20 protein-coding genes and 1 pseudogene are annotated in these 20,787 nt (G+C 69.9%); 13 read left to right on the top strand and 8 right to left on the bottom strand.

All coding sequences use genetic code 11. The features are described 5' to 3' along the window. Positions 1 to 112: 112 nt before the first annotated feature. The 3 genes from K4B79_RS11515 (at position 113) to K4B79_RS11525 (ending at position 2,906) form a co-directional block, all read left to right on the top strand. Entirely contained in the window at positions 113 to 1,591 is a 1,479-nt protein-coding gene (locus K4B79_RS11515; RefSeq protein ID WP_232026405.1) for a GntP family permease, read from the top strand. A gap of 193 nt (positions 1,592 to 1,784) precedes the next feature. After that, positions 1,785 to 2,465, top strand: a complete 681-nt coding sequence (locus tag K4B79_RS11520) for a hypothetical protein (protein WP_232026406.1) — start codon at positions 1,785 to 1,787, stop codon at positions 2,463 to 2,465. Between the two features lie 48 nt (positions 2,466 to 2,513). Next, positions 2,514 to 2,906 (top strand): hypothetical protein, encoded by a 393-nt coding sequence (locus K4B79_RS11525; RefSeq protein ID WP_232026407.1) that lies wholly within the window; start codon positions 2,514 to 2,516, stop codon positions 2,904 to 2,906. Between the two features lie 81 nt (positions 2,907 to 2,987). Here K4B79_RS11525 and K4B79_RS11530 read toward each other — a convergent pair whose 3' ends face one another. After that, complete coding sequence (locus K4B79_RS11530; protein WP_232026408.1) at positions 2,988 to 4,331, bottom strand: M14 family metallopeptidase; 1,344 nt, start codon at positions 4,329 to 4,331, stop codon at positions 2,988 to 2,990. A 306-nt stretch (positions 4,332 to 4,637) separates the two neighbouring features. On the opposite strand from K4B79_RS11530, the gene K4B79_RS11535 reads away from it, so the two are divergent. From K4B79_RS11535 to K4B79_RS11550, 4 genes are all read left to right on the top strand, one after another. Next, positions 4,638 to 7,103, top strand: a complete 2,466-nt coding sequence (locus tag K4B79_RS11535) for an ATP-binding protein (RefSeq protein ID WP_232026409.1) — start codon at positions 4,638 to 4,640, stop codon at positions 7,101 to 7,103. A 345-nt stretch (positions 7,104 to 7,448) separates the two neighbouring features. After that, on the top strand, positions 7,449 to 8,354 hold the full coding sequence (locus K4B79_RS11540) for an MEDS domain-containing protein (protein WP_232026410.1): 906 nt from the start codon (positions 7,449 to 7,451) through the stop codon (positions 8,352 to 8,354). 103 nt (positions 8,355 to 8,457) lie between these two features. Then, a complete protein-coding gene (locus tag K4B79_RS11545) occupies positions 8,458 to 8,946 on the top strand; it encodes an ATP-binding protein (protein ID WP_232026411.1) in 489 nt (162 codons plus the stop codon). A gap of 198 nt (positions 8,947 to 9,144) precedes the next feature. Further along, positions 9,145 to 10,461, top strand: coding sequence for an Nramp family divalent metal transporter (locus K4B79_RS11550; protein ID WP_232026412.1), 1,317 nt, complete (start codon positions 9,145 to 9,147; stop codon positions 10,459 to 10,461). 7 nt (positions 10,462 to 10,468) lie between these two features. Here the strand turns inward: K4B79_RS11550 and K4B79_RS11555 are convergent, their stop codons facing one another. Then, positions 10,469 to 10,891 (bottom strand): hypothetical protein, encoded by a 423-nt coding sequence (locus K4B79_RS11555; protein ID WP_232026413.1) that lies wholly within the window; start codon positions 10,889 to 10,891, stop codon positions 10,469 to 10,471. 68 nt (positions 10,892 to 10,959) lie between these two features. Here K4B79_RS11555 and K4B79_RS11560 point away from each other — a divergent pair, with 68 nt between their 5' ends. Both K4B79_RS11560 and K4B79_RS11565 read left to right on the top strand, forming a co-directional pair. Beyond that, the gene (locus K4B79_RS11560; protein ID WP_232026414.1) at positions 10,960 to 11,370 is read left to right on the top strand and encodes a hypothetical protein; all 411 of its coding nucleotides are present in this window, start codon (positions 10,960 to 10,962) and stop codon (positions 11,368 to 11,370) included. A gap of 255 nt (positions 11,371 to 11,625) precedes the next feature. Then, the gene (locus K4B79_RS11565) at positions 11,626 to 12,108 is read left to right on the top strand and encodes a hypothetical protein (protein WP_232026415.1); all 483 of its coding nucleotides are present in this window, start codon (positions 11,626 to 11,628) and stop codon (positions 12,106 to 12,108) included. Between the two features lie 87 nt (positions 12,109 to 12,195). Here K4B79_RS11565 and K4B79_RS11570 read toward each other — a convergent pair whose 3' ends face one another. Further along, complete coding sequence (locus tag K4B79_RS11570) at positions 12,196 to 12,648, bottom strand: hypothetical protein (RefSeq protein ID WP_232026416.1); 453 nt, start codon at positions 12,646 to 12,648, stop codon at positions 12,196 to 12,198. A gap of 117 nt (positions 12,649 to 12,765) precedes the next feature. On the opposite strand from K4B79_RS11570, the gene K4B79_RS11575 reads away from it, so the two are divergent. From K4B79_RS11575 to K4B79_RS11590, 4 genes are read left to right on the top strand one after another with little or no spacing between them, the layout of a single operon-like run. Further along, positions 12,766 to 13,335: a hypothetical protein gene (locus K4B79_RS11575; RefSeq protein WP_232026417.1), complete on the top strand. Its 570-nt coding sequence runs from the start codon at positions 12,766 to 12,768 to the stop codon at positions 13,333 to 13,335. Beyond that, complete coding sequence (locus K4B79_RS11580) at positions 13,332 to 14,006, top strand: hypothetical protein (RefSeq protein ID WP_232026418.1); 675 nt, start codon at positions 13,332 to 13,334, stop codon at positions 14,004 to 14,006. The genes K4B79_RS11575 and K4B79_RS11580 overlap by 4 nt, the downstream gene beginning before the upstream one ends. Beyond that, the gene (locus K4B79_RS11585; protein ID WP_232026419.1) at positions 14,006 to 18,694 is read left to right on the top strand and encodes a putative T7SS-secreted protein; all 4,689 of its coding nucleotides are present in this window, start codon (positions 14,006 to 14,008) and stop codon (positions 18,692 to 18,694) included. Before K4B79_RS11580 ends, K4B79_RS11585 begins: the two co-directional genes overlap by 1 nt. A gap of 4 nt (positions 18,695 to 18,698) precedes the next feature. After that, positions 18,699 to 18,983 carry a DUF6881 domain-containing protein gene (locus K4B79_RS11590; protein ID WP_232026420.1) on the top strand — a complete coding sequence of 95 codons (285 nt, stop codon included), beginning with the start codon at positions 18,699 to 18,701 and terminating at the stop codon, positions 18,981 to 18,983. Positions 18,984 to 19,016: 33 nt separating this feature from the next. Here the strand turns inward: K4B79_RS11590 and K4B79_RS11595 are convergent. The 5 genes and pseudogenes from K4B79_RS11595 to K4B79_RS11615 form a co-directional block, all read right to left on the bottom strand. Beyond that, positions 19,017 to 19,298 (bottom strand): annotated as a pseudogene (locus K4B79_RS11595) (signal peptidase I); the annotation flags it as partial. Positions 19,299 to 19,379: 81 nt separating this feature from the next. After that, complete coding sequence (locus K4B79_RS11600) at positions 19,380 to 19,703, bottom strand: hypothetical protein (RefSeq protein WP_232026421.1); 324 nt, start codon at positions 19,701 to 19,703, stop codon at positions 19,380 to 19,382. After that, positions 19,700 to 20,047 (bottom strand): DUF6247 family protein, encoded by a 348-nt coding sequence (locus K4B79_RS11605; RefSeq protein WP_232026422.1) that lies wholly within the window; start codon positions 20,045 to 20,047, stop codon positions 19,700 to 19,702. The genes K4B79_RS11600 and K4B79_RS11605 overlap by 4 nt, the downstream gene beginning before the upstream one ends. Positions 20,048 to 20,076: 29 nt before the next feature. Further along, positions 20,077 to 20,427: a hypothetical protein gene (locus tag K4B79_RS11610; RefSeq protein WP_232026423.1), complete on the bottom strand. Its 351-nt coding sequence runs from the start codon at positions 20,425 to 20,427 to the stop codon at positions 20,077 to 20,079. Continuing rightward, positions 20,427 to 20,762 carry a hypothetical protein gene (locus tag K4B79_RS11615; protein ID WP_232026424.1) on the bottom strand — a complete coding sequence of 112 codons (336 nt, stop codon included), beginning with the start codon at positions 20,760 to 20,762 and terminating at the stop codon, positions 20,427 to 20,429. Before K4B79_RS11615 ends, K4B79_RS11610 begins: the two co-directional genes overlap by 1 nt. Positions 20,763 to 20,787 lie beyond the last annotated feature (25 nt).

Below are 20,787 nucleotides of genomic sequence, written 5' to 3' on the forward strand. Positions count from 1 at the left end.
CGTACCGGCACGGCACCCCACGGGGTGCCGTGCCGCGCTCCCCCCTGCCCGAAAGCCCCATGCACTTACGGCATTCACGACCCCTACGGCACTTACGCAGAGGACCCCCTTCATGTCCTTCCCGCTCGCGGCGACCGCCCCCGCCGAAGCCCCGCCCCACACCGGAGGCCTGCTCCTCTGGATCGACGGCACCGCCGGCCTGCTGACGGTCGCGGCCATCGGCATCGCCCTGCTGCTCTTCCTGATCATCAAGGCCCGGCTGCAGCCCTTCGTCGCGCTGCTGGCCGTCTCCATAGTCGTCGGCCTGCTCGCCGGCCTGTCGGTCACCGAACTCTTCGGCACGGTCCAGCGCTCGGACGCCGTCTCCACCATCGAGTCCGGCATGGGCGGCATCCTCGGCCATGTCGCGATCATCATCGGCCTGGGCACCATGCTCGGCGCGATCCTCGAAGTCAGCGGCGGCGCCGAGGTATTGGCGTCCCGGCTGCTCGGGCTGTTCGGCGAGAAGCGGGCGCCCCTCGCGATGGGCATGACCGGCCTCATCTTCGGCATCCCGGTCTTCTTCGACGTCGGCATCTTCGTCCTCGCGCCGATCGTCTACGCAGCCGCCAAGCGCAGCGGCAAGTCGATCCTGCTCTACTGCCTTCCGCTCCTCGCCGGCCTGTCCATGACCCACGCCTTCCTGCCCCCGCACCCCGGCCCGGTCGCCGCGGCCGGACTCCTCCACGTGGACCTCGGCTGGGTCATCCTCATGGGCGTGATCTGCGGCATCCCGGCCGTGCTGGCCGCCTGGGCGTTCTCCGCCCGGATCGGCCGCCGCATCTTCGTCGCCGTACCGCAGGACATGGTCGAGGCCGCGGAGGAGGCCCGGCTCGCGGTCGTCAACGAGCAGCGCGAGCAGGGCATCGCGCCCCGCGAGGAACCGGTGCCGCTCGGCACGGTCCTCGGCATCATCGGTACGCCGCTGATCCTGATCCTCGCGGCCACCTTCTCCTCGATCGCCCTGGACCCCTCCACCGGCCGCTCGGTGATCGAGTTCTTCGGCCACCCCTTCGTGGCCCTCACCCTCGCCCTGCTCCTCGCGTACTACCTCCTCGGCATCCGCCGGGGCTGGTCCCGCAAGTCCCTGGAGACCGTCTCGACCGCCTCCCTCAAGCCGGTCGGCAACATCCTCCTGGTGGTCGGCGCGGGCGGGGTCTTCGGCGCGGTCCTCAAGGCCAGCGGGGTCGCCCAGGCGCTGTCCGACACCTTCAACGACGTCGGCCTGCCGATCATCGTCCTGTCGTACCTGATCTCGGTCGTGCTCCGCGTCGCCCAGGGCTCCGCCACGGTCGCCATCGTCACGACCGCCGGCATCGTCGCGCCCCTCCTCGCCGCCGGCGACCACTCCCAGGCCTTCGTCGCCCTCGTCATCATGGCCATCTCGGCGGGCTCCATCTTCGCCTCGCACGTCAACGACGGCGGCTTCTGGATGGTCGCCAAGTACTTCGGCATCAGCGAGCGCGACACCCTCAAGACGTGGACCGTCCTGGAGACGGTGCTGTCGGTGGTGGGGTTCGTGGTGGCGGCGGTGCTCAGCCTGTTCGTGTAGCGGTCGGCCCGCCTGTTCGTGCAGTGGCCGGCCTACCTGTTCGTGCAGCGGCCGGCCCACGCGACGGACCGGCCGCCAACGGGACCAGCCGTGACAAAACAATCACGGCGGGTTCCGTGCCAGGTGTAGGCGTCTGATAACGAATCCGGGGCCGACTGTGTCCGGCACAGGTTTGTCGACCATACTGCCCGCTGTGGAGCAGCGCATTGGTTCGAACAGCCAGCCCCTGGAAGGCGCCGGATTCGACCCGGCCTTCATCCCCGGGCTCACCTCACCCGTGTCCGGCGCGCGGGCCGACGCCAAGGGGACGGACGCGGAGGCCGAAGAGCCGCGCGATGCCGTGTCCGCGGAGCCGGAGCCCGAAGAGGCACCGGCGGAGGCGGCGGCCGTAGCGAAGGCGGAGGAGCCGGAAGCGGCGGAGGCGGAGGAGGCGGAGTCGGAGGAGTCCGTCGACGGGCCCGTCTTCGAGGCCGCCGACCGCCGCGCGAAGATCGTCGCCGACCGTCGTGGTGTACGGCTCGCCCTGGACGACCAGGCCTGCGAGTTCCGCTGGGACGAGATCGGTGCCGTCGAGACGGAGACCGCCCGCTTCGGCAAGCGGTTCACCATCACGGTGCACACCCCCGACCGCCGCTGGTACCCGATCGAGATCGAGGCGGACTCGCGCACGCGTTTCGCCGAGTGGGACGAGCAGTTGGACGCCGTGCTCGACGCGTACTTCGAGGACGAGGCGGGCGACGCCGAGGACGAGGGTGACGCCGTGGCGGACGACGCGGAGAAGGACGCGGAGAAGGACGCCGACGTGGCCGCGGAGAAGGACGCGGACGCGGTGAAGACCGAAAAGGCGGCGAAGACGGAGAAGGACGCCGACTGAGTACGCGTGCTCACGCTCCCGCGGCCCTCGCCGTGACACGGTGAGGGCATGACGAGGAACACCGCCCGCTGGTGCAAGGGCACGGTCGTGTCGGCGGTCGCGGCCGTGGTCTGCTACGCGAGCTGGGAACGCCTGCTGCGGTGGGCGGAAGCCGTCGCGGCGGCCGAACCCGGGTCCATCGGCGTCGGCTGGGCACAGGCGCTGCTGGCGAGTTGTACGGGCGTCCTGGCGATGCCGCTCCTGCTGTGGGCGGGCATGCGGCTGCTCGGTGAACGCGGCACCCAGGTCCTCGCCCTGGTCGGCGGGGCGGCCTGGTGGCTCATCGGGACCCACATGGTCGAGGGCACCCGGATCGACGACACCGACACCGCGCTGCTGCTGACCGTCTTCGCGCTGCTCGGCGGTGTGCTGTGCCTGGCCCGGCCGACGACGGAGGGGTGAGGGACGGCTGCGGGACGGCGAGGGACGAGACCGGCGCCGGGAGATGAGCCCCCGGCGCCGACCCCGCGTACCGCCGCGCGCCTAGGCGCAGTACTGGGCCTGCTTGCCGATGGACCGGTACATGCAGTCCGCGTTCTCCAGCAGTTGGAGCACCGCGTCCCGGTTGCGGGAGGTCTCGCGCTCGATGACCTCGTCGGGCGGGTAGAAGCCGCCGCCGGAGGCGGAGGACGGGTACATCTCGAACGTGTAGCCGAAGATCTTGTGCGTGCCCCAGAGATAGTCGTCTATCGACCCGTCGGTGATGTACAGGTCGCTCGACTGCTCCGCCGTATATCCGTTGCTCGCGGCCATCTTCTGCCCGACCGCCGCGAAGGCGTTCCGGTCGTCCGCCGTCATCCCGGTCGTCGTGTCGGCGGTGGTGTACCCGAAGGGCCACAGCACCAGTTCGCTGTACGTGTGGAAGTCGACGCCCGCCTTGATCTGCTGGACGCCGCCCACCACCCGGCTGCGGACGAAGTCGGCGACCACCTTGACCTCGGTCGCGGACTCGGGGGCCGAACCCCGGTAGGTGTCGGACGACGGCGACCCGGACGAGCCGCCGCAGCAGCCCCACCGGTAGTTCCAGTTGCGGTTCATGTCCGTACCGACGTAGCTGGAACCGGAGTTGGGCTGCCGGTTCTTGCGCCAGGACCGGTAGGAGCCGGTGGCGATGTCGTACTCGCCGCCGTCGGGGTTGAGGTCGGGGATGATCCAGATCTCGCGGTTGTTCACCATGTTGGTGACGCGGGAGTCGGAGCCGTAGCCGGCGCCCAGTTCCCGGATCAGGTACAGCGCCATCTCGACGGTGAGGTGCTCGCGGGCGTGCTGGTGGTGGGTGAACAGCACCTCCGGCTCGGCCTCGTCGCTCGCCACGTTGTCGCTGATCTTGATCGCGACGATGTCCCGGCCCTGGTACGACTTGCCGATCACGCGCCGGCTCATGATGTTCGGGTAGGCGGAGAGACGCGTGGTGATCTCCGCGTTCATCTCGGCGTAGTTGTGGTAGCGCGAGTCGGCGGAGGGGAAGTCGAGGAGCCGTACGTCGTCCTCGCCGTTCGACCGGTCCGGTGCCGCGCCCATCGGCGTGACCTCGTAGCCCTGCTGCTTGAGCTTCTTGATCTGGTCCGCGCGTCCGGAGACGAAGACGGAGTGGTCGTCGGCGTCGTCCACCGTCACGCCGGAACGCTGAAGCGCCGTACGGGACTTGGAGTCCGAGTGCATGTGCACCTCGTACTGGCGGATGTCGTCCGCCGACGGGGCGGGCTTCGCGGCGCTGTCGGCGTTCGCGGACAGCGGGGCCGCGAGCGCGAGGGCGAGGACGGCGGCGAACGCGGCGTAGCGTCTGCGGCCGCCCGAGCCGCGCGAGCCACGTATGCGGAGTCGCATGAAGTCTCCTAGGGGTGGGGGGTGGTTCAGCGACGTACGGGCTGTGCGGGTGCGGGTGCGGGTGCGGGTGCGGTGCGGGTGTGTCGCTTATCGTCTGCTTATGGCATGAGCAGGTCAAGAGTGAATAAAGACGCGGTGGCCTGAACTGTTCCGTCCCCGCAGGCGGCCGCGCAGTGTACGCGGCTCCGCCTCACCCGTGGGGACCCTCGGCCAAGTCCACTCCCAGGTGTGACCCGCACGCGCATATATGTAGAACCGGGAGCGAGAGTGAAGGCCCCCGGAACACACCCCACAGGACGGCTGATCATGGGCGGATCAGCGCCACGACGGGACCACCACCTGCCGGTCGAGACGACCAGCTTCGTCGACCGGCGCCAGGAACAGGCGCAGGGCCGCGAGCTGTTGGCCCGCGCCCGGCTGGTCACGCTGACCGGTCCCGGCGGCGTCGGCAAGACCCGCCTGGCCGCACGCATCGCGGCCCGGGTCGAACGCGCCTTCCCCGACGGCGTGCGCTTCGTGCACCTCGCCGGACTGCACGACCCGGCCCTCGTCCCGCTCGCCGTCGCCGACGCCCTCGGCCTGCACGACCACTCCGCCCGGCCGCCCCTGCGCGCCCTGGTGGAGCACGTACGCGACCAACGCCTGCTCCTCGTCGTCGACAACTGCGAACACCTGCTGCCCGCCTGCGTCGAACTCGCCACCGCCCTGCTGCACGGCACCCCCGGCGTCCGCGTCCTCGCCACCAGCCGCCACCGCCTCGGCCTCACCGAGGAACACCTCCTCGACGTACGGCCGTTGCCCGTCCCGGACCCGGACGGCGACCTCTCCGCCGCCGACGGCTACCCGGCCCTCGCCCTCTTCGCCGACCGCGCCGCCGCCGTCGTCCCCGGCTTCGAGCTCACCGCCGCCAACCGCGCCGCCGTGGCCCGCCTGTGCCAACGCCTCGACGGACTCCCGCTCGCCATCGAACTCGCCGCCGTCCGCATGCGCGTCCTCGGCGTCGAACAGCTCCTGGAACGCCTCGACGACCGCTACCGCCTCCTCACCTCCGGCAGCCCCGGCGTCCTGCCCCGCCACCAGACGCTGCGCGCCGCCGTCGACTGGAGCCACGAACTGTGCACCGACCGCGAGCGGTTGGTCTGGGCCCGGCTCGCCGTCCCGGCCGGCGGCTTCGACCTGGAGACCGCCGAGGCCGTGTGCGCCGACGGCGAGCACGTGCGGTCGTACGACGTCCTCGAAGCCGTCGCCGGCCTCGTCGACAAGTCCGTCCTGTGCCGCGAACCCGGCCCCGACGGCGTCCGCTACCGCCTCCTCGACACCCTCCGCCACTACGGCCTGTCCCGGCTCCGCGCCCTGGACGGCGAGGAACTCGCCACCCGCCGACGCCACCGCGACTGGATGCAGGAGCGTGCCGCGGCATGCGAGCGGGCCTGGTTCGGCCCACGGCAACGGGAGATCGTGGCGCGGCTGCGGGCGGACCAGGACAACTTGCGGGCGGCGTTGGAGTTCAGTTGTGCGGGAGTAGGAGTGAGAGGGGGCGCGGAGACGGGGGAGGTCGGTGGCTCCGAAGGAGTCCCCGCCGCGGCGACCGCCACCGCCGCTGCCCCCGCTGCCCTCGTCGCCCCCAGTGCCGTCGCCGTCGCCGCCACGGCCACCGCCGCCGATCGTCTCGCCGGGCTGCGGCTCGCCGGCACGCTCTGGTTCTACTGGCACGCGTGCGGTGCGCCGCGTGAGGGGCGGTACTGGCTGGACCGGGCGCTGGAGGCCAACCCCGAACCGACGCGGGAGCGGGCCCGAGGGCTGTGGGTCGCGGGGCTGCTGGCCGGCTGTCCCGAGGACCTCACCCGGGGCAGGCGCCGAGCCGAGGACGCCCGCGCCCTGGCCCACCGCCTCGGTGACACGGTCGAGGCGGCCCACGCCGACTACGTCATCGGCGTGATCCGCCTCTTCGCCGACGACCTCCCCGCCGCGCTGACCCACTTCGAGACCTCCGTCGCCCGCGGCCGCGTCCCCGGCCAGCACCTCAGCCTCGTCGGCCTCGACCAGGTCGAACTCGCCTGCGCGCTCGGCTTCCTGGGCGAGGCGGACCGGGCCGTGGAGATCTGCGAACAGGCCCTGCGGCTGTGCGAGGCGCACGGCGAGCAGTGGGTGCGTTCCTACGTCCTGCGGATGCTCGCCCTGGCCCACACCGTGAAACGCGACTGGCCGCGCGCCGAACGGCACGTCCGCGAGGCCCTCCGCCTCAAACTCGCCGTCAACGACGTCCTCGGCATCGCCCTCACCCTCGACCTGGCCGCGCTCATCGCCACGGAGGGCGGCGCCCACGAACGCGCGGCCGTCCTGCTCGGCGGCGCCGACCACGTCTGGACCGCCGTGGACCGCGACCGCTGGGGCTCACGGACGCTGTGCACCACCCGCCGCGACAGCGAACAGCGCGTCCTCTCCGCGATCGGCCGCGCCGCCTTCACCCCCGCCTACGACCGTGGCGCCGGCCTCGGCCTCCCCGAGATCGTCGGCTACGCCCTCCAGGAACCGGGCCTCCCCGACCACCCGCCCACCACACCCCCGGTGCAGGACACCCCGCCCGTCCACCTCACCCGCCGCGAGGCCCAGGTCGCCGAACTCGTCGCCCAGGGCCTCGCCAACCAGCAGATCGCCGACCGCCTCGTGATCGCCCGCCGCACCGCCGAAGGCCATGTCGAACGCATCCTCACCAAACTCGGCTTCAACAACCGCAGCCAGATCGCCACGTGGGTCACGGCCCAGCGCTAGTCGCTGCGCGGCTCGAACCGGGACCGCGGGTGGTGCCGAGCCCGGTCGATTCCCGGCTGCGGCCCGGTGGGGGCTGGTCGCGCAGTTCCCCGCGCCCCTTGGGTGGGTGCAGTCACCGTCAGTTGTCCAGTTGCCGTAGCTGCTGGCAACCGTGCGCGCGCTCCCCCCCCCTCCGCCACAGCTGCGGGCAATCGTGCCGCCTAGGGCGGCGCCCGTCCCAAAGACAGGCGGCACCCCGCAAGCGCGGGGCGAGCGACCCCACCACCGGCCCCACCTCACGGCCACAGCAAATCCAACCGCAACCAACCCAAGCCCCCGGCCCCCCAACCTTCCAAGGACCCCCCCATGCCCACCACCCCCTTCACCCACCGCATGACCACCTACGGCGCGGACGACGAATTCCTCGCAGCCACCCTCCCCTTCCTCACCGAAGCCCTGTCCACCCCCGACGAACCCCCACCCGCAGCCATCGCCGCCCCCGACAAACTCGACCTCCTCCGAGAAGCCCTCGGCAAGGACATCAAGCACGTGGCCCTCATCCCCAGCACGGACTGGTACACCGGCTCCGCGGCCAACGCCGTGGCACGGAGCGCCGACTACCTGGCCACCCACGCCGCCCCCGGCGGCCGAGTCCACCTCCTCATGGAACCCCTCTGGAACGGCCGAGCCGGCCGCGACCCCCGCGAAACCGCCGAGTGGATCCGCTACGAGGCCCTCGCCAACCTCCTCTTCGCCCCCTTCGCCACCACCGCCCTGTGCGCCTACGACACCCGCACGGCCACCCCCGCCGTCATCGAAGCGGCCCGCCGCGCCCACCCCGGCACCGACGCCTACGAGGACCCCACCCACGTCACGGCCGACCTGGACGCCGTACCCCTCCCCCCACCCCCACCGGACGCCCACCCCCTCACCCACCCGGCGGCACCCACCACCACCGCGACGGCCGTACGCCAATGGGCCCGGGCCCGCGGACTCCCGGTCGCGGACGCCGAGTTGTTCACGGAGGCGATCACCGCGGCGACCACCACCCTCGGCCCGGTCACCGAGACCCTCCTCTGGGGCGAGGCTCCGTCCTGCGTCTGCGAACTACGCACCACCCACCGCGTGGACGACCCCCTGGCCGGCTTCGTCCCACCCCCCACCGCCGAACTCGACCCCGTCCAGGGCCTGTGGTTCACCCGCCAGGTCTGCGCGTACGTCGACATCCGCGACCACCCCTCGGGCGCGACGGTCCGCCTCCAGTACGCGTAGCCGTACAGGTAGCCGTACAGGTAGCCGTACAGGTAGCCGTACAGGTAAGGAATCGGGTAGTCCTCCCCGTGCCCCAGGGGCCGCGGGAGGACACCCTGAGACCATGCTGCGACTTTCCGGGGCAGCACTCCCGGACCCCGACCCCCGGTACGGCGCGTACCCGCAGCCGCCTCTGGGCGCGGGCCACATGAGCGTCGAGTACGACCCCCGCCCCTCAGCCGTCCGCGAGGCACGCGCAGAGGTACGAAGCCAGTTGGAGAAATGGGGTCTGACCGACCACGAGGACCTGCTCGACGCGGCGGAACTCCTGGTCAGCGAACTGGCGACGAACGCCCTGCTGCACTCCGCGAGCCGCTTCCGCCTCACCCTGACCGCCGCCCACGGCACCCTGCGCTGCGAGGTCGCGGACCACGGCCGCCGTACCCCACAGGTACTGGAGGCGGGCACCTCCGAGAGCGGCCGCGGAATGTTCCTCGTCGCGGCCCTCGCCCGCCGATGGGGCTGCCACCAGGACGGCCCCGGCAAGACGGTCTGGTTCGAGCTGGCCACCTGCGGCTCCGACGACTGCGGCAGCCGTCAGAAGTATCCGTAAGAGACAGCCGTAAGAGACACCCCGAGCCGATCACGGCAGCGGGACACCAGACCACCAGCCCCCCGGCGGAACCGCCCAGCCGCCGGGGCCCACCACACCACCACACCATCCCCCCGCTCCCTCTGTCCCTCTCCCGCCCCGCTTCCTTCACAGCACGCCCTCTTGTGCCCCGCCCCTCTTTACGCTTTCTTGATCCGCATGGCGGACACCACGGGCAACACAACGACAGGCGCGGCCCCTTCGGCACCGCGAAAGTCCAGCTGGAAGTACATCGGGCCCGGCATCGTCGTAGCCGCGACGGGCGTCGGCGCGGGCGATCTCGTCGCCACTCTGATCGCGGGCAGCAACTTCGGCTACACCCTCCTGTGGGCCGCCGTCCTCGGCTGCCTGGTGAAGATCTCCCTCGCCGAGGCGGCCGGCCGCTGGCACCTCTCCACCGGCCGCACCCTCTTCGACGGCTGGGCGAGCCTGGGCCGTTGGACGACGTGGTTCTTCATCGCCTACGTCGTCATCTGGGGCTTCGTCTACGGCGCGGCGGCGATGTCGTCGAGCGCGCTCCCGCTCCAGGCGCTGTTCCCCGAGGTGATGGACCTGAAGTGGTGGGCCATCGCCTGCGGCCTGGTCGGTCTGGTCTTCGTCTGGTTCAACAAGTACGAGGTCTTCGAGAAGGTCATGACGGTCCTGGTGGGCGTCATGTTCGTCGTCACGGTCTACCTGGCGATCCGGGTCACCCCGAACCTCGGCGACGCCTTCGCGGGCCTGCTGCCGGTGCTGCCCGACGAGAAGGACTCCGTCCTCAACACCCTCGGCCTGATCGGCGGCGTGGGCGGCACGATCACGCTCGCCGCCTACGGCTACTGGGTCAACGCCAAGGGCTGGACCAACACCGGCTGGATGAAGGTGATGCGCCTGGACAACCGCGTCGCCTACGCCACCACGGGCATCTTCGTCGTGGCGATGCTCTTCGTCGGCGCCGAACTGCTCCACTCCGCGAACGTGGCCATCGCGAGCGGCGACAAGGGCCTGATCCAGCTCAGCGACATCCTGGAGGACAAGTACGGCACGGCCACGGCGAAGTTCTTCCTGATCGGCTTCTTCGCCACGTCCTTCACGTCCCTCATCGGCGTCTGGCACGGCGTGAGCCTGATGTTCGCCGACTTCGTCTCCCGCTACCGGGGCGGCGACACCGACCAGGCCACCGGCGAGAAGATCGCCTCCGGCGCCCGCGAACGCTCCTGGCCCTTCCGCGCCTACCTCCTGTGGCTGACCTTCCCCCCGATCATCCTCATCTTCCAGGGCCAGCCCTTCCGCCTGATCATCCTCTACGGCGTCCTCGGCGCCGCCTTCCTCCCCTTCCTGGCCGGCACCCTCATCTGGCTCCTCAACACCTCCCGCACCCCGCGCGAATGGCGTAACGGCCCGCTCAGCAACGCCATGCTGGCCATCGCGGGCCTCCTCTTCCTGGTCCTGTGCGTCAAGCAGATCTGGGACCAGCCGTGGGGGGAGTTCTTCTAGGGCCCGTCTACTCGGCGGAGGACGGACCCGTCTTGCCCGTGAACGGGAAGAGCGGGTAGCCCTCCATGCACCCGCCCCCGGGCGGGTGGTACGGCCAGCCCATGCCCCACCGGTACAGCAACGTCAGCGCGACGGCACCCGCGAGCGGTGCGAGCCACATGACGGCCCGCCCGCTCCCGAGGGGCCACCGCCGCAGCGCCAGCTGGAGCAGAAGCAGCAGCACCGTCACGCAGAGCCACACCACGGGCATCATCATCTGGAGCCCGATGTTGTTACTGGCGTCGTTCCCGAGCGGACAGCTCGCCCACGACCGGACGGTCCACACCGTGCCGCCGTACACACCGACGGCGGCCAGAGCCGGAGCCATCAGGTACCAGCCACACCCCGGAGCGGAAGCGGGCACCCCGGCCTCCGCCTTCCTCACGAACATCCCCGCGCCTCCCCATGAACGGCCACGCCGTTATCCTCAGGAACCCATCACACCCAGGGCCGAGGACGATGACCACCCACCCCCGACCACCCGCCAACCAGCCCCCACCCCCGGGCTTCGGCCCCCCGCCCCCGGGTTTCGGCCCACCCCCGCCGATGTACACCGCTCCGGCGGCGCTCCCACAACCCCCGGCCGCGGGCCCGGAGTTCATGGCGGTCGACCGCCACAACTCCATCGTGGTGGATCCGGACGGCGTCACCTTCGAGATAAACGACATCTCCGCCGACTTCCCCTGGCCCGAAATCCGCAGCATCCACTACAAGCCCGGCCCCTCCGGCAAACACCTCATGATGGCCGTCGTCCACCTGGACGGCACCTTCTACGAGTGCGTGGTCGAGGCCAAACCGAGAACCCGCCTGACCGAGTGGCTCGCCCAACTACCCGCGATCCTCGGCCACTACCGCCCCATGGGCTGGTAGCCGCCCGTCTCCGAGCCCCCTCGGACACCGAACTCCGCGTCCGGCCGCGCGCCCCAGCCCCCGTATTCGAGCCCGGCCCCCATCAACACATCACGCGATCCCGGAATCGTAGCGCTGAAGCCGAAAGCAACCCGATCGGACTGAGGGGCGAGCACACCCATCGCGTCAGCGCATCCTGACATCTGCCAGGACAACGCGTCCGTCGCCCATGGTTGCCTGTACCCGCTGATCGTCGTCCAAGGGGAAGGCATCGTCATGACCAGACGTGCAATTGCCAAAGCCGCCTGTACCGCCGCCGCAGGCGTCCTGCTGGCAGGCGGAATCACCGTAGCCATGCCGGGTACGGCCATGGCGGCCCGTTCCGACTGCGAGCGCGGAGCCAACGGCTTCCGTGACATCCCCGACAACCTGGCCGGCGTCCAGGCCGGCCCGGACGACAGAACGCTGCGCAACGACCCGCAAGGGCTCGTCGGTCGCATCAGTCTGCGAGCCGCCAGGATCGACGGCGACATCTACGGATTCGCCGCGATGTCGGTCCCGCGCGTGGGCGACGAGATCTGGATGGACTGGACGCTGAACGGCAGGGACGTCCACGTCCAGTGCGGACCCTTCCGGGCGACCCGTGACGGCCACCCGCTGACCAGCGCCGCGAAGATCACGGACAACAGCCCCAACTACCGCTTCCGCGCCTGCGGCGGCGGGGGCGGCCAGGCCGTGCAGTGCACGGACTGGTGGTAGCCAAACCCGCAGAACCGACCATCGCGCCCCGGCATCAGCGGATGCCGGGGCGCGATCGCGTGTCGGCAAGGCGGCCGCTTCACCGGGTCAGTCCAGCCGCCGGGCGATCTCCTCCAGGCCGCTCCTGATCAGCCGCCCGTACTCGTCATCGCCGAGCGCGCCGATCGTGGCCCGCGCCTGTCGGAGGTGCTCACGGGCCCGGTCGAGATCGCCCAGCTTGCGATAACACTCGCTCAAGTTCAGGTGCAGCGACGGGTACAGACCGGCCACCGGAAGAGCCACCCCGGCCTGCGCCACCCGCGCGTCGGTCAGCAGGTCGGCGGCTGCCAGCGCTCGCTGGTCCCAGACCAACTCCTCGCGCACATCGTCCTGCACGTCGGCCATCGCGTGCGCGAGCGTGCAACGGTGCAGGGGATCGCCCTGCTCGCCGCCGATCTCGTCCCAGATCTCCGTGAACAGAAGGCGAGCCGCCTCCCGTTCGCCTCCATGGCCGAGCCGCACGGCCTGCCCGATCCGGAGGATCGTCGGATCCGTGATCACGAGCGGTTCCTTCCCTGCCCATCTCGCGACAGCGATCTCCCAACGGCTGACCAAAACCGGCCACGCCCCGGCGATCCACATTGCTTACGACAATACGCCGATGTGATGATCCCGGACATGATCGAGGCGGAGGGCGAGGGCCCGGAGGAGCGGGGGCGCAGGTCGCGGCTGGCCGAGTACGCGGAGATGGCGGGGCTGGGTGAGCTGTCCCACGGGGGCGCTGACGCCGCGCCCTCCCCGGAGGCCACCGAGCCGCCGACTACGGCGGACGCGCCCCAGGCCCCCCAGGCGGCCCCGGACGAGATCGCCCGTCGTCGCCGTGAGTTCGCTGTCCTGCTGGGTGAGTTCCGCCGCACCCCTGTCCTGGTTCCCCTCGACGAGCGCGAGGCCCCGTTGGTCGGTGAGTTCGGCGGGGTCCGCTGGATCTATGCCTTCTCCGACGAGCCGGCGCTCGCGCGGTTCGCGTTCGCGAGGGGTGAAGCGGCGCGGGAGTGGACGTATCGGCGGGTGCTGGGAGCTCGGTTGTTGGATGTGGGTGTTCCGGCGATGGGCGTGCCGTGCGGGGTGGCGCTGGATGTCGGGGGCGAGAACGACGAGGGCGTGCTGTTCCCGCCGGTGGTGGGGATCGTGCCGGACGCGGCGGCCGTGGACGCGGACACCGGCAACGGCGGGGAGGGGCCCCGGTGAGCGGTGACGGTGGCGTCGGTGGCAAGGACATCAAGGCGAGTGGCCTGGACGGCATAGCCAAGGGCATCAATCTGACCCTGGGCGAGCTGAAGGAGCTGGGTGTCGACAGTGTCGCCGCCCAGGGCCGGGGTTTCGCCAACCTGGCTCTGTCCGGGCTGGAGTTGGGGCACGAGGACCTCCAGGCGGCGTTCACGTCGTTCTGTGAGCGCTGGGAGTGGGGCGTGCGCGCCCTGGTCGAGGAAGGCAACCTCTTCGCGCACAACGTGGGCCTGGCGGCCGGGACGCTCTACGAGACGGACCAGTACGTGGACGGCATGCTGAAGGTCGCCGCGAACTCGGTGGCCGGCAACCCCTACCTGTCCGAGGACGAGGCCGCGGCCCAGTCGTGGGGTGACATCGCCACCAGCGGCCTGGACTCCATGAAGAACCCCGACTACAGCAAGGAGTCCTTCGAGGAGGCCTGGGCCACCAGCAAGCAGGGCTGGAAGGACGCCGAACGGGACGCGCTCACCTCGCAGATGATGTCCGGCCCGATCGCCAGTCCGCTGAACGTCAAGCAGTGGACGGGCGCGTCCGATGAGCAGTACGGGGCGCTGGTGGACGAGGTGGCGGGCCCCTCGCCGGAGGAACGCGGCCAGGCCGACGACCCGGAGAGCGGGGAGCGCCGCTGATGGGCTTCGGGGACGTCGTCAACTCCGGCCTGGGCAAGCTCGAAGACGTCGGCCACGCGGTCACGAAGGCGGTCGGCGAGGGCGTCGACAAGGGCTCCGACGCCCTCGCCGAGGGCCTGGACTACATCGGCGCCGACGGCACCGCCAGGGTCGTCTCCTACGTCGGGGACAAACTCGCCTCCGACCTAGGCGCCACCCCCGGCGAGAAGCAGCTCGGCGAGAGCGAGCAGCCCTACGACCTCATCCACGGCAACCCGGCGGCCATCCGTTCCTCCGCCGCCCACCTGAAGGACTTCCGCAAGGCCTTCGACACGGTCGGCGAGGGGATGCGCAAGCTGGACTCCTCGCACTGGAAGGGCCAGGCCGCCGACGCCTTCCGCGACGAGTTCGCCCTGCATCCGCCCAAGTGGCTGCACGCGGCGGACGCCTGCGACAAGGCGGGCAAGGCGTTGGACGCCTTCGCCGACACGGTCGAGTGGGCCCTCGGCCAGGCCCGGGAGGCCATCACCCTGTACAACAAGGGCAAGAAGGCGTCCGAGCAGGCGATCACGGCGTACAACAAGCGCGTCGACGCCTACAACACCAAGGTCCAGGCGAACGAGGACCCCGGCCCCCGCCCCGAGCCCTTCTCCGACCCCGGCACCGCCGACCTCACCCGCGCCCAGGAGATCCTCACCGAGGCCCGCCGCCAACGCGACGACGCCGGCCGCACCGCCGCCGCCTCCATCCGCGCCGCCCTGGCCCACGCCCCCGCCGAGCCACCCCTGCTCAACCAGATCGGCTCCACCCTCACCGACGGCTACTTCGCCGCCGGCACCGAACTCACCCACGTCGTCGGCGGCGTGGTCAAGGGAACCGCCGGCGTGGTCACCTTCGTCCGCGGCCTGAACCCCGCCGACGGCTACAACCTCACCCACCCCGCCCAGTACCTGCAGAACGTCAGCATGACTCTCTCCGGCCTCGTCTCCGCCGGCATGCACCCCGACCGCACCCTGAAATCCATGTGGGACGGCTTCAAACAGGACCCCGCCGAAGGCATCGGCCGCCTCATCCCCGAACTCGTCGGCGGCAAAGGCCTGGGAACGCTCCGCGGTGGAGTGAAGGCGGGGGCCGAGGCCGCGGCGGAATCGGCGGCGCGCCGAGGGGCCAGGGACGCGGCGGAGGGATCGGCCCGGAACACGGTCTCCGACGGGCCCGCGAAGGTCACCCGTGAGCAGAAAGCCGTAGAAAGCAAAGGCTCGGACCCCATCGACTTCGCCTCCGGCAAGATGTATCTGCCGCAGACGGACGTCACGCTCCCCGGCGCACTGCCTCTCGTCCTCAAGAGGCGGGTGGAGTCCGGCTACCGCCTCGGCCGGTGGTTCGGTCCTTCCTGGTCGTCGACACTCGACCAACGCCTCGAAATCGACTCCGAGGGCGTCGTCTTCGTCACCGAGGACGGCCTGCTCCTCGCCTATCCGCACCCGGCGCCCGGCCTGCCCACCCTCCCCAGCCACGGCCCCCGCTGGCCCCTGGACCGCGAGGACGGCGGCTACACGATCACCGACCCGGCGACCCTCCGGACCTGGCATTTCACCGACCGCTCCGAGAACCTCGCGGTCCTGGAACAGATCGACGACCGCAACGGCAACTGGATCACCTTCGAACACGACGCCGAGGGCACCCCGCTCGCCGTCGTCTCCAGCGGCGGCCACCATGTCCGGATCACCACGGAAGCCGACCGGATCACGGCGTTCCACCTGACCGCCACCGGGGCGGAACTGAAGCGCTACGGCTACACGGACGGCCACCTCACCGAGGTCGTCAACTCCTCCGGCCGGCCCCTCCGTTTCACCTACGACGAGTCCGGCCGCGTCACCTCCTGGACCGACACCAACGACCGCAGCTACCTCTACGAGTACGACGACCAGGACCGCTGCATCGCCGAGTCCGGCGCGGCAGGCCACATGAGCCTGCGCCTCACGTACGACGACATCGACCCGGAGACCGGGCTGCGCGTCACCACCACGACGACCGGCGAGGGCCACACCCGCCGCTTCCTGATCAACGACGCCTTTCAGGTCGTAGCCGCGATCGACCCCCTGGGCGCGGTCACCCGCTACCGCCGCGACCGCTACAACCGCCTGCTGTCCCGGACCGACCCCCTCGGCCACACCACCACCTTCCGCTACGACGAGGCAGGCAACCCGACCGCGGTCGTCCGCCCCGACGGCCGCGAGGCACACGCCGAGTACAACGAACTCGGCCTCCCGGTGAAGGTCGTGAACCCGGACGGCACGACCGTCCGCCAGACGTATGACCACCGCGGCAACCGCACCTCGGTCACGACCCCCTCCGGCGGGACCACCCACTTCACGCACAACGAGGCAGGCCACCTCACCGCGGTGACCGACCCCCTCGGCCACACCACCACGGTCGTCTGCGACCGCGCGGGCCTCCCGCTGGAGATCACCGACCCCCTGGGCGCGCTCACCCGCTACGAACGCGACGCGTTCGGCCGCCCGCTGGCCATCACGGACCCGACCGGCGCGGTGACCCGCCTGGAGTGGTCGGTCGAGGGCCACTTGACCCGCCGCACGGCCGCAGACGGCACAACCGAATCCTGGACCTACGACGGCGAGGGCAACTGCACCAGCCACACGGACCCGATGGGCGGGCTGACCCGCTTCGAGTACACCCACTTCGACCTGCTGACGGCCCGCACGGGCCCGGACGGCGTCCGCTACGAGTTCGACCACGACCTGGAACTACGCCTGAAGAAGGTCACCAACCCCCAGGGCCTGACGTGGACGTACGACTACGACCCCGCCGGACGCCTGACCCGGGAATCGGACTTCGACGACCGCACCCTCACCTACACCTACGACCCGGCCGACCGCCTGACCTCCCGCACCAACGCCCTCGGCCAGGTGGTGGCGTTCGACCGCAACGAATTGGGCCAGATACTCCGCAAGGACGCGTCCGGCCAGGTGACCACCTACGCCTACGACCTGACCGACCAACTGGCCCAGGCGGAGGGCCCGGACGGCACCACCCTCACCCTCCTCCGGGACCGCTTCGGACACCTGGTCTCGGAGACGGTCGACGGCAGCGAACTGACGTACACATACGACACGTTGGGCCGCCGAACGGGCCGTACGACCCCGGCCGGCGCGACGACGACCTGGTCGTACGACGCATCCGGCCGCCGCACCGGCATGGTCGCCTCCGGCCGGACCATCGACTTCACCTATGACGACGCGGGCCGTGAACTGACCCGCCAGATGGGCGAGACGGTCACGCTGGAGCACGCCTTCGACGTACTCGGCCGCCTGACGGCACAGCAGGTGACGGGCGCGGCAGGCCGCATGGTCCAGTCCCGCGCGTACACCTACCGCGCCGACGGCAACCTGACCGGCATCGACGACCAGCTGGCCGGCTCCCGCCACTTCGACCTGGACGCGACCGGCCGCGTGACGGCCGTCCACGCGGCGAACTGGACGGAGACTTACGCCTACGACGAGGCGGGCAACCAGACCTGGGCGACCTGGCCCCCCGGCCACCCCGGCACGGAGGCGACCGGCCCCCGCGAGTACACGGGCACCCGCATCACCCGTGCGGGCAACGTCCGCTACGAGCACGACGCCCTGGGCCGCATCACCCTCCGCCAGAAAACCCGCCTGTCCCGCAAACCGGACACCTGGCGCTACGAATGGGACACCGAGGACCGCCTGACATCGGTGACGACCCCGGACGGCACACGCTGGCGCTACACCTACGACCCGCTGGGCCGCCGAACAGCGAAGTACCGCCTGGCGGAAGACGGCGAAACGGTCGTGGAGCAGGTGCTGTTCACCTGGGACGGCACGGTCCTGTGCGAACAGACGACAACCTCCCCGACCCTGCCCAACCCGGTCACGATCACCTGGGACCACCAGGGCCTACGCCCCATCGCCCAAACAGAACGCATCACCGCGGCGAACGCCCCCCAAGCCGAGATCGACTCCCGATTCTTCGCCATCATCACCGACCTCGTCGGCACCCCCAGCGAACTCATCGACGAACAGGGTGACATCGCCTGGCACACCCGAACCACACTTTGGGGCACAACGGCTTGGGCCGCGAACAGCAGCGCTTATACCCCCCTGCGCTTCCCGGGCCAGTACTACGACCCCGAAACTGGCCTCCACTACAACTACTTCCGCCACTACGACCCAGAAACGGCGCGGTATCTCACGCCCGATCCACTCGGTCTCGCCCCCGCACCGAATGTCACGTCGTACGTCGACAATCCACACACATGGTCAGACCCTCTGGGTCTGGCGCCAGTTGATTGTCCCTACCGTGTAGAACAGGTCCCAGACGAAGAGTTGGGCACCCTATATCATTTCACTAACGAGAAGGGGTACAACGGCATCCTTGAAAGTGCTCAGCTACACCCGTCCCTGAAGGAGTATAATCCGAAAGATGCTCGTTTTGGAGACGGACAGTATCTTTCCGACATCAAGCCAGGAACCAAGACTCCAGGGCAGCTTTCTTATGCATTCGTGAGAGTTCCATGGGCTGGTCACAAGTTCAGCCATTACATCGAGATCGATGTGCGAGGGCTTGAAGTTTACCGCTCAGTTGAACGTCCAGATGTCTACGTGATATCGAATCAGGACCCGCTCGACCTAGCAGGGCGAATAGTCGGCCACGGAAAGAGTTGACGGCATGGATTACTGGAAGGTGGACTGGCGGCATGAATTCCAATCCGAGCCGATAAGATTCTATAGTGAGATCGGAGACGACGGATACGAGGTTCGAAAGATTCAGGAGTATCGCGATGGGCGGAAACTTAAGGCCGACGAATCGCATGAGGCAGGGGAGATTGGACTCAGTGAGATTCCAGTAGGACCCATCGAAGATGTGAACAGGCAGGCGGAGTTTTCCGCAGTCGTGATCAGTCGAGAAGATTTCGAAAAAGAATGGCAGGGAGCGGACTGGTCCTCTAACTGAGGTCTTGATATGGGAGCAGGCTAAAGCGCCTCCGACTCCACGGCCCCACACGACGTAGCCACCCTGCTCGTCCAGAAGAACACTGCGGCCGGGCAGTTCAACGTGGAAGCGGCCGGTGATGAGGACCAGGAGGGCTGTGCGTTCCTCGCCCTTCACCCATTGGGATCGCCCGTCGTGGCGGGGGTGCACTCCCCATTTGATCTCTACGGCCTCGCTGTGGCGGGGATCGTCAACGTCCTTGAAGTGTCCGAGGAGCCATCCTCGGTCGAGTACTGCGTCTTTGCCCGCATAGCACGACGAACACTTCTGACACATGTCCTGGCCGCCCCAAGGCCCGGCGGGCGCCGGTCACGTGACGGACGGGGCTCGGCCGCCGTCGACGTGACCGGCATCGGGTCACTGCCAGAAGACCTCCACCACGGTGATCTGCGGGTCTTCGGCCCGTGGAACGAAGGTGTAGACAAGCCAGCCGCGGTGGTTGTCGAAGTACAGGATGCGCGGTCCCTTGGGGTCCGTGGACCGTACCGGTTCGACGTACATGGTCACCGGGAGGTCCGCGTCGGCGTCGATTCCCCGAAAGTACGGATCCTCCGCTGTGACCAGTTCGGCGCGGGCTTCGTCGACCATCCTGCGTGCGTGCTCGGGTAGTGCGTCACGGCGTGCCAGGGCGTCGAGCCGCCAGTCCATCTGCCAGGGCGGCCCCATGAACGTGTCGGTCACTCGCCGGGCCCCAGCTCCCGTGCGCGGTGACGGATCTCCGACACTTCTTCGAGGAGTGCTTTGGCCGTTGCATGATCAGTGGCCTCTGAGGCCCGGTGGTGGACATCGGCCACGTGCGCGTCGAGCCGCGGATCGCGGGCGATGGCGTACTCCACCCACCAGCGAGCCATGAACGCGGGCAGCGGGCCGATGTCGTAGGTGTCGGCGATCGCCCGTTTCCAGTGCGCGTCGAAATCGGGGAGCAACTGCGGAGTGTGCCGGGCGATCGCTTCGCGCAGAGCCCTTGGGGTTCGTTCCGGCATGGGCGGGACGGCCGGTGTCGGTTCGGCGGCGTGGGCTGTCATGACCGATGAACTCCTTCGACGCGTCGTGGTTACGACCATAGTCCGCCCCTTGCGTGGTACGTGGCCTCTCCCGGGCCTCCGGGTTCAGGTAGACGCAGTCCCCGGGATTCCGCGATGCGCAACGCGTCCGTCAGGCATTCGGCCAGCCGGAGGCCGGCGTCGCGGACCTCGGTGTACGGCGAGGTCGGGTCGTCCAGCACGCTGCGGGCGAGGCCGAGGATGTCGGTGCCGGTAGTGAGCTGGACGGCCTCCAGGTCGTCGGCGAGGCGGGAGAGGTAGCTGCCGTTGTGGTCCGTGAGCAGGTAGCAGGGGTTGCCGTCCGCGGACAGCCAGGGCAGGAGCCGGGGTGCGGGGGCGTCCGTGGGTTCCGGGTGCTCCATCACGCGGCCACCTCCCGCGCGCCGATCAGGTGCTGGTCCAGGTCGATCCCGTAGTCGGCGGCGAGCACCAGAGCGAGGCGGCGGCGCTGCTTGAGGGCGGCCTCCTCCTCGTGTGCTGCGAGGTACGGGCGGACCAGAGCCGAGGCGGTGCCGTCGAGCGGGGCAGGCAGGCCGTATGGCGAGCGGTGTCGGGGGAGGGGCGGAGAGGTGAGTGGGCCGTGTCCGAGGGTGACAGCGTGGACGTAGGGGAAGGGGGTGCGGCGCCGCCGTTTGCCGGTGCTGGGGGCGAAGAGCAGGCGCAGCCGTTGGAGGGCGCGGGGGATAAGGTCGTACATGTCGACGCTCCTTGTCAGCGTTGGC

Source organism: Streptomyces lincolnensis, assembly GCF_021173675.1.
In the GTDB taxonomy this organism is placed as follows: Bacteria; Actinomycetota; Actinomycetes; order Streptomycetales; family Streptomycetaceae; genus Streptomyces; species Streptomyces lincolnensis_B.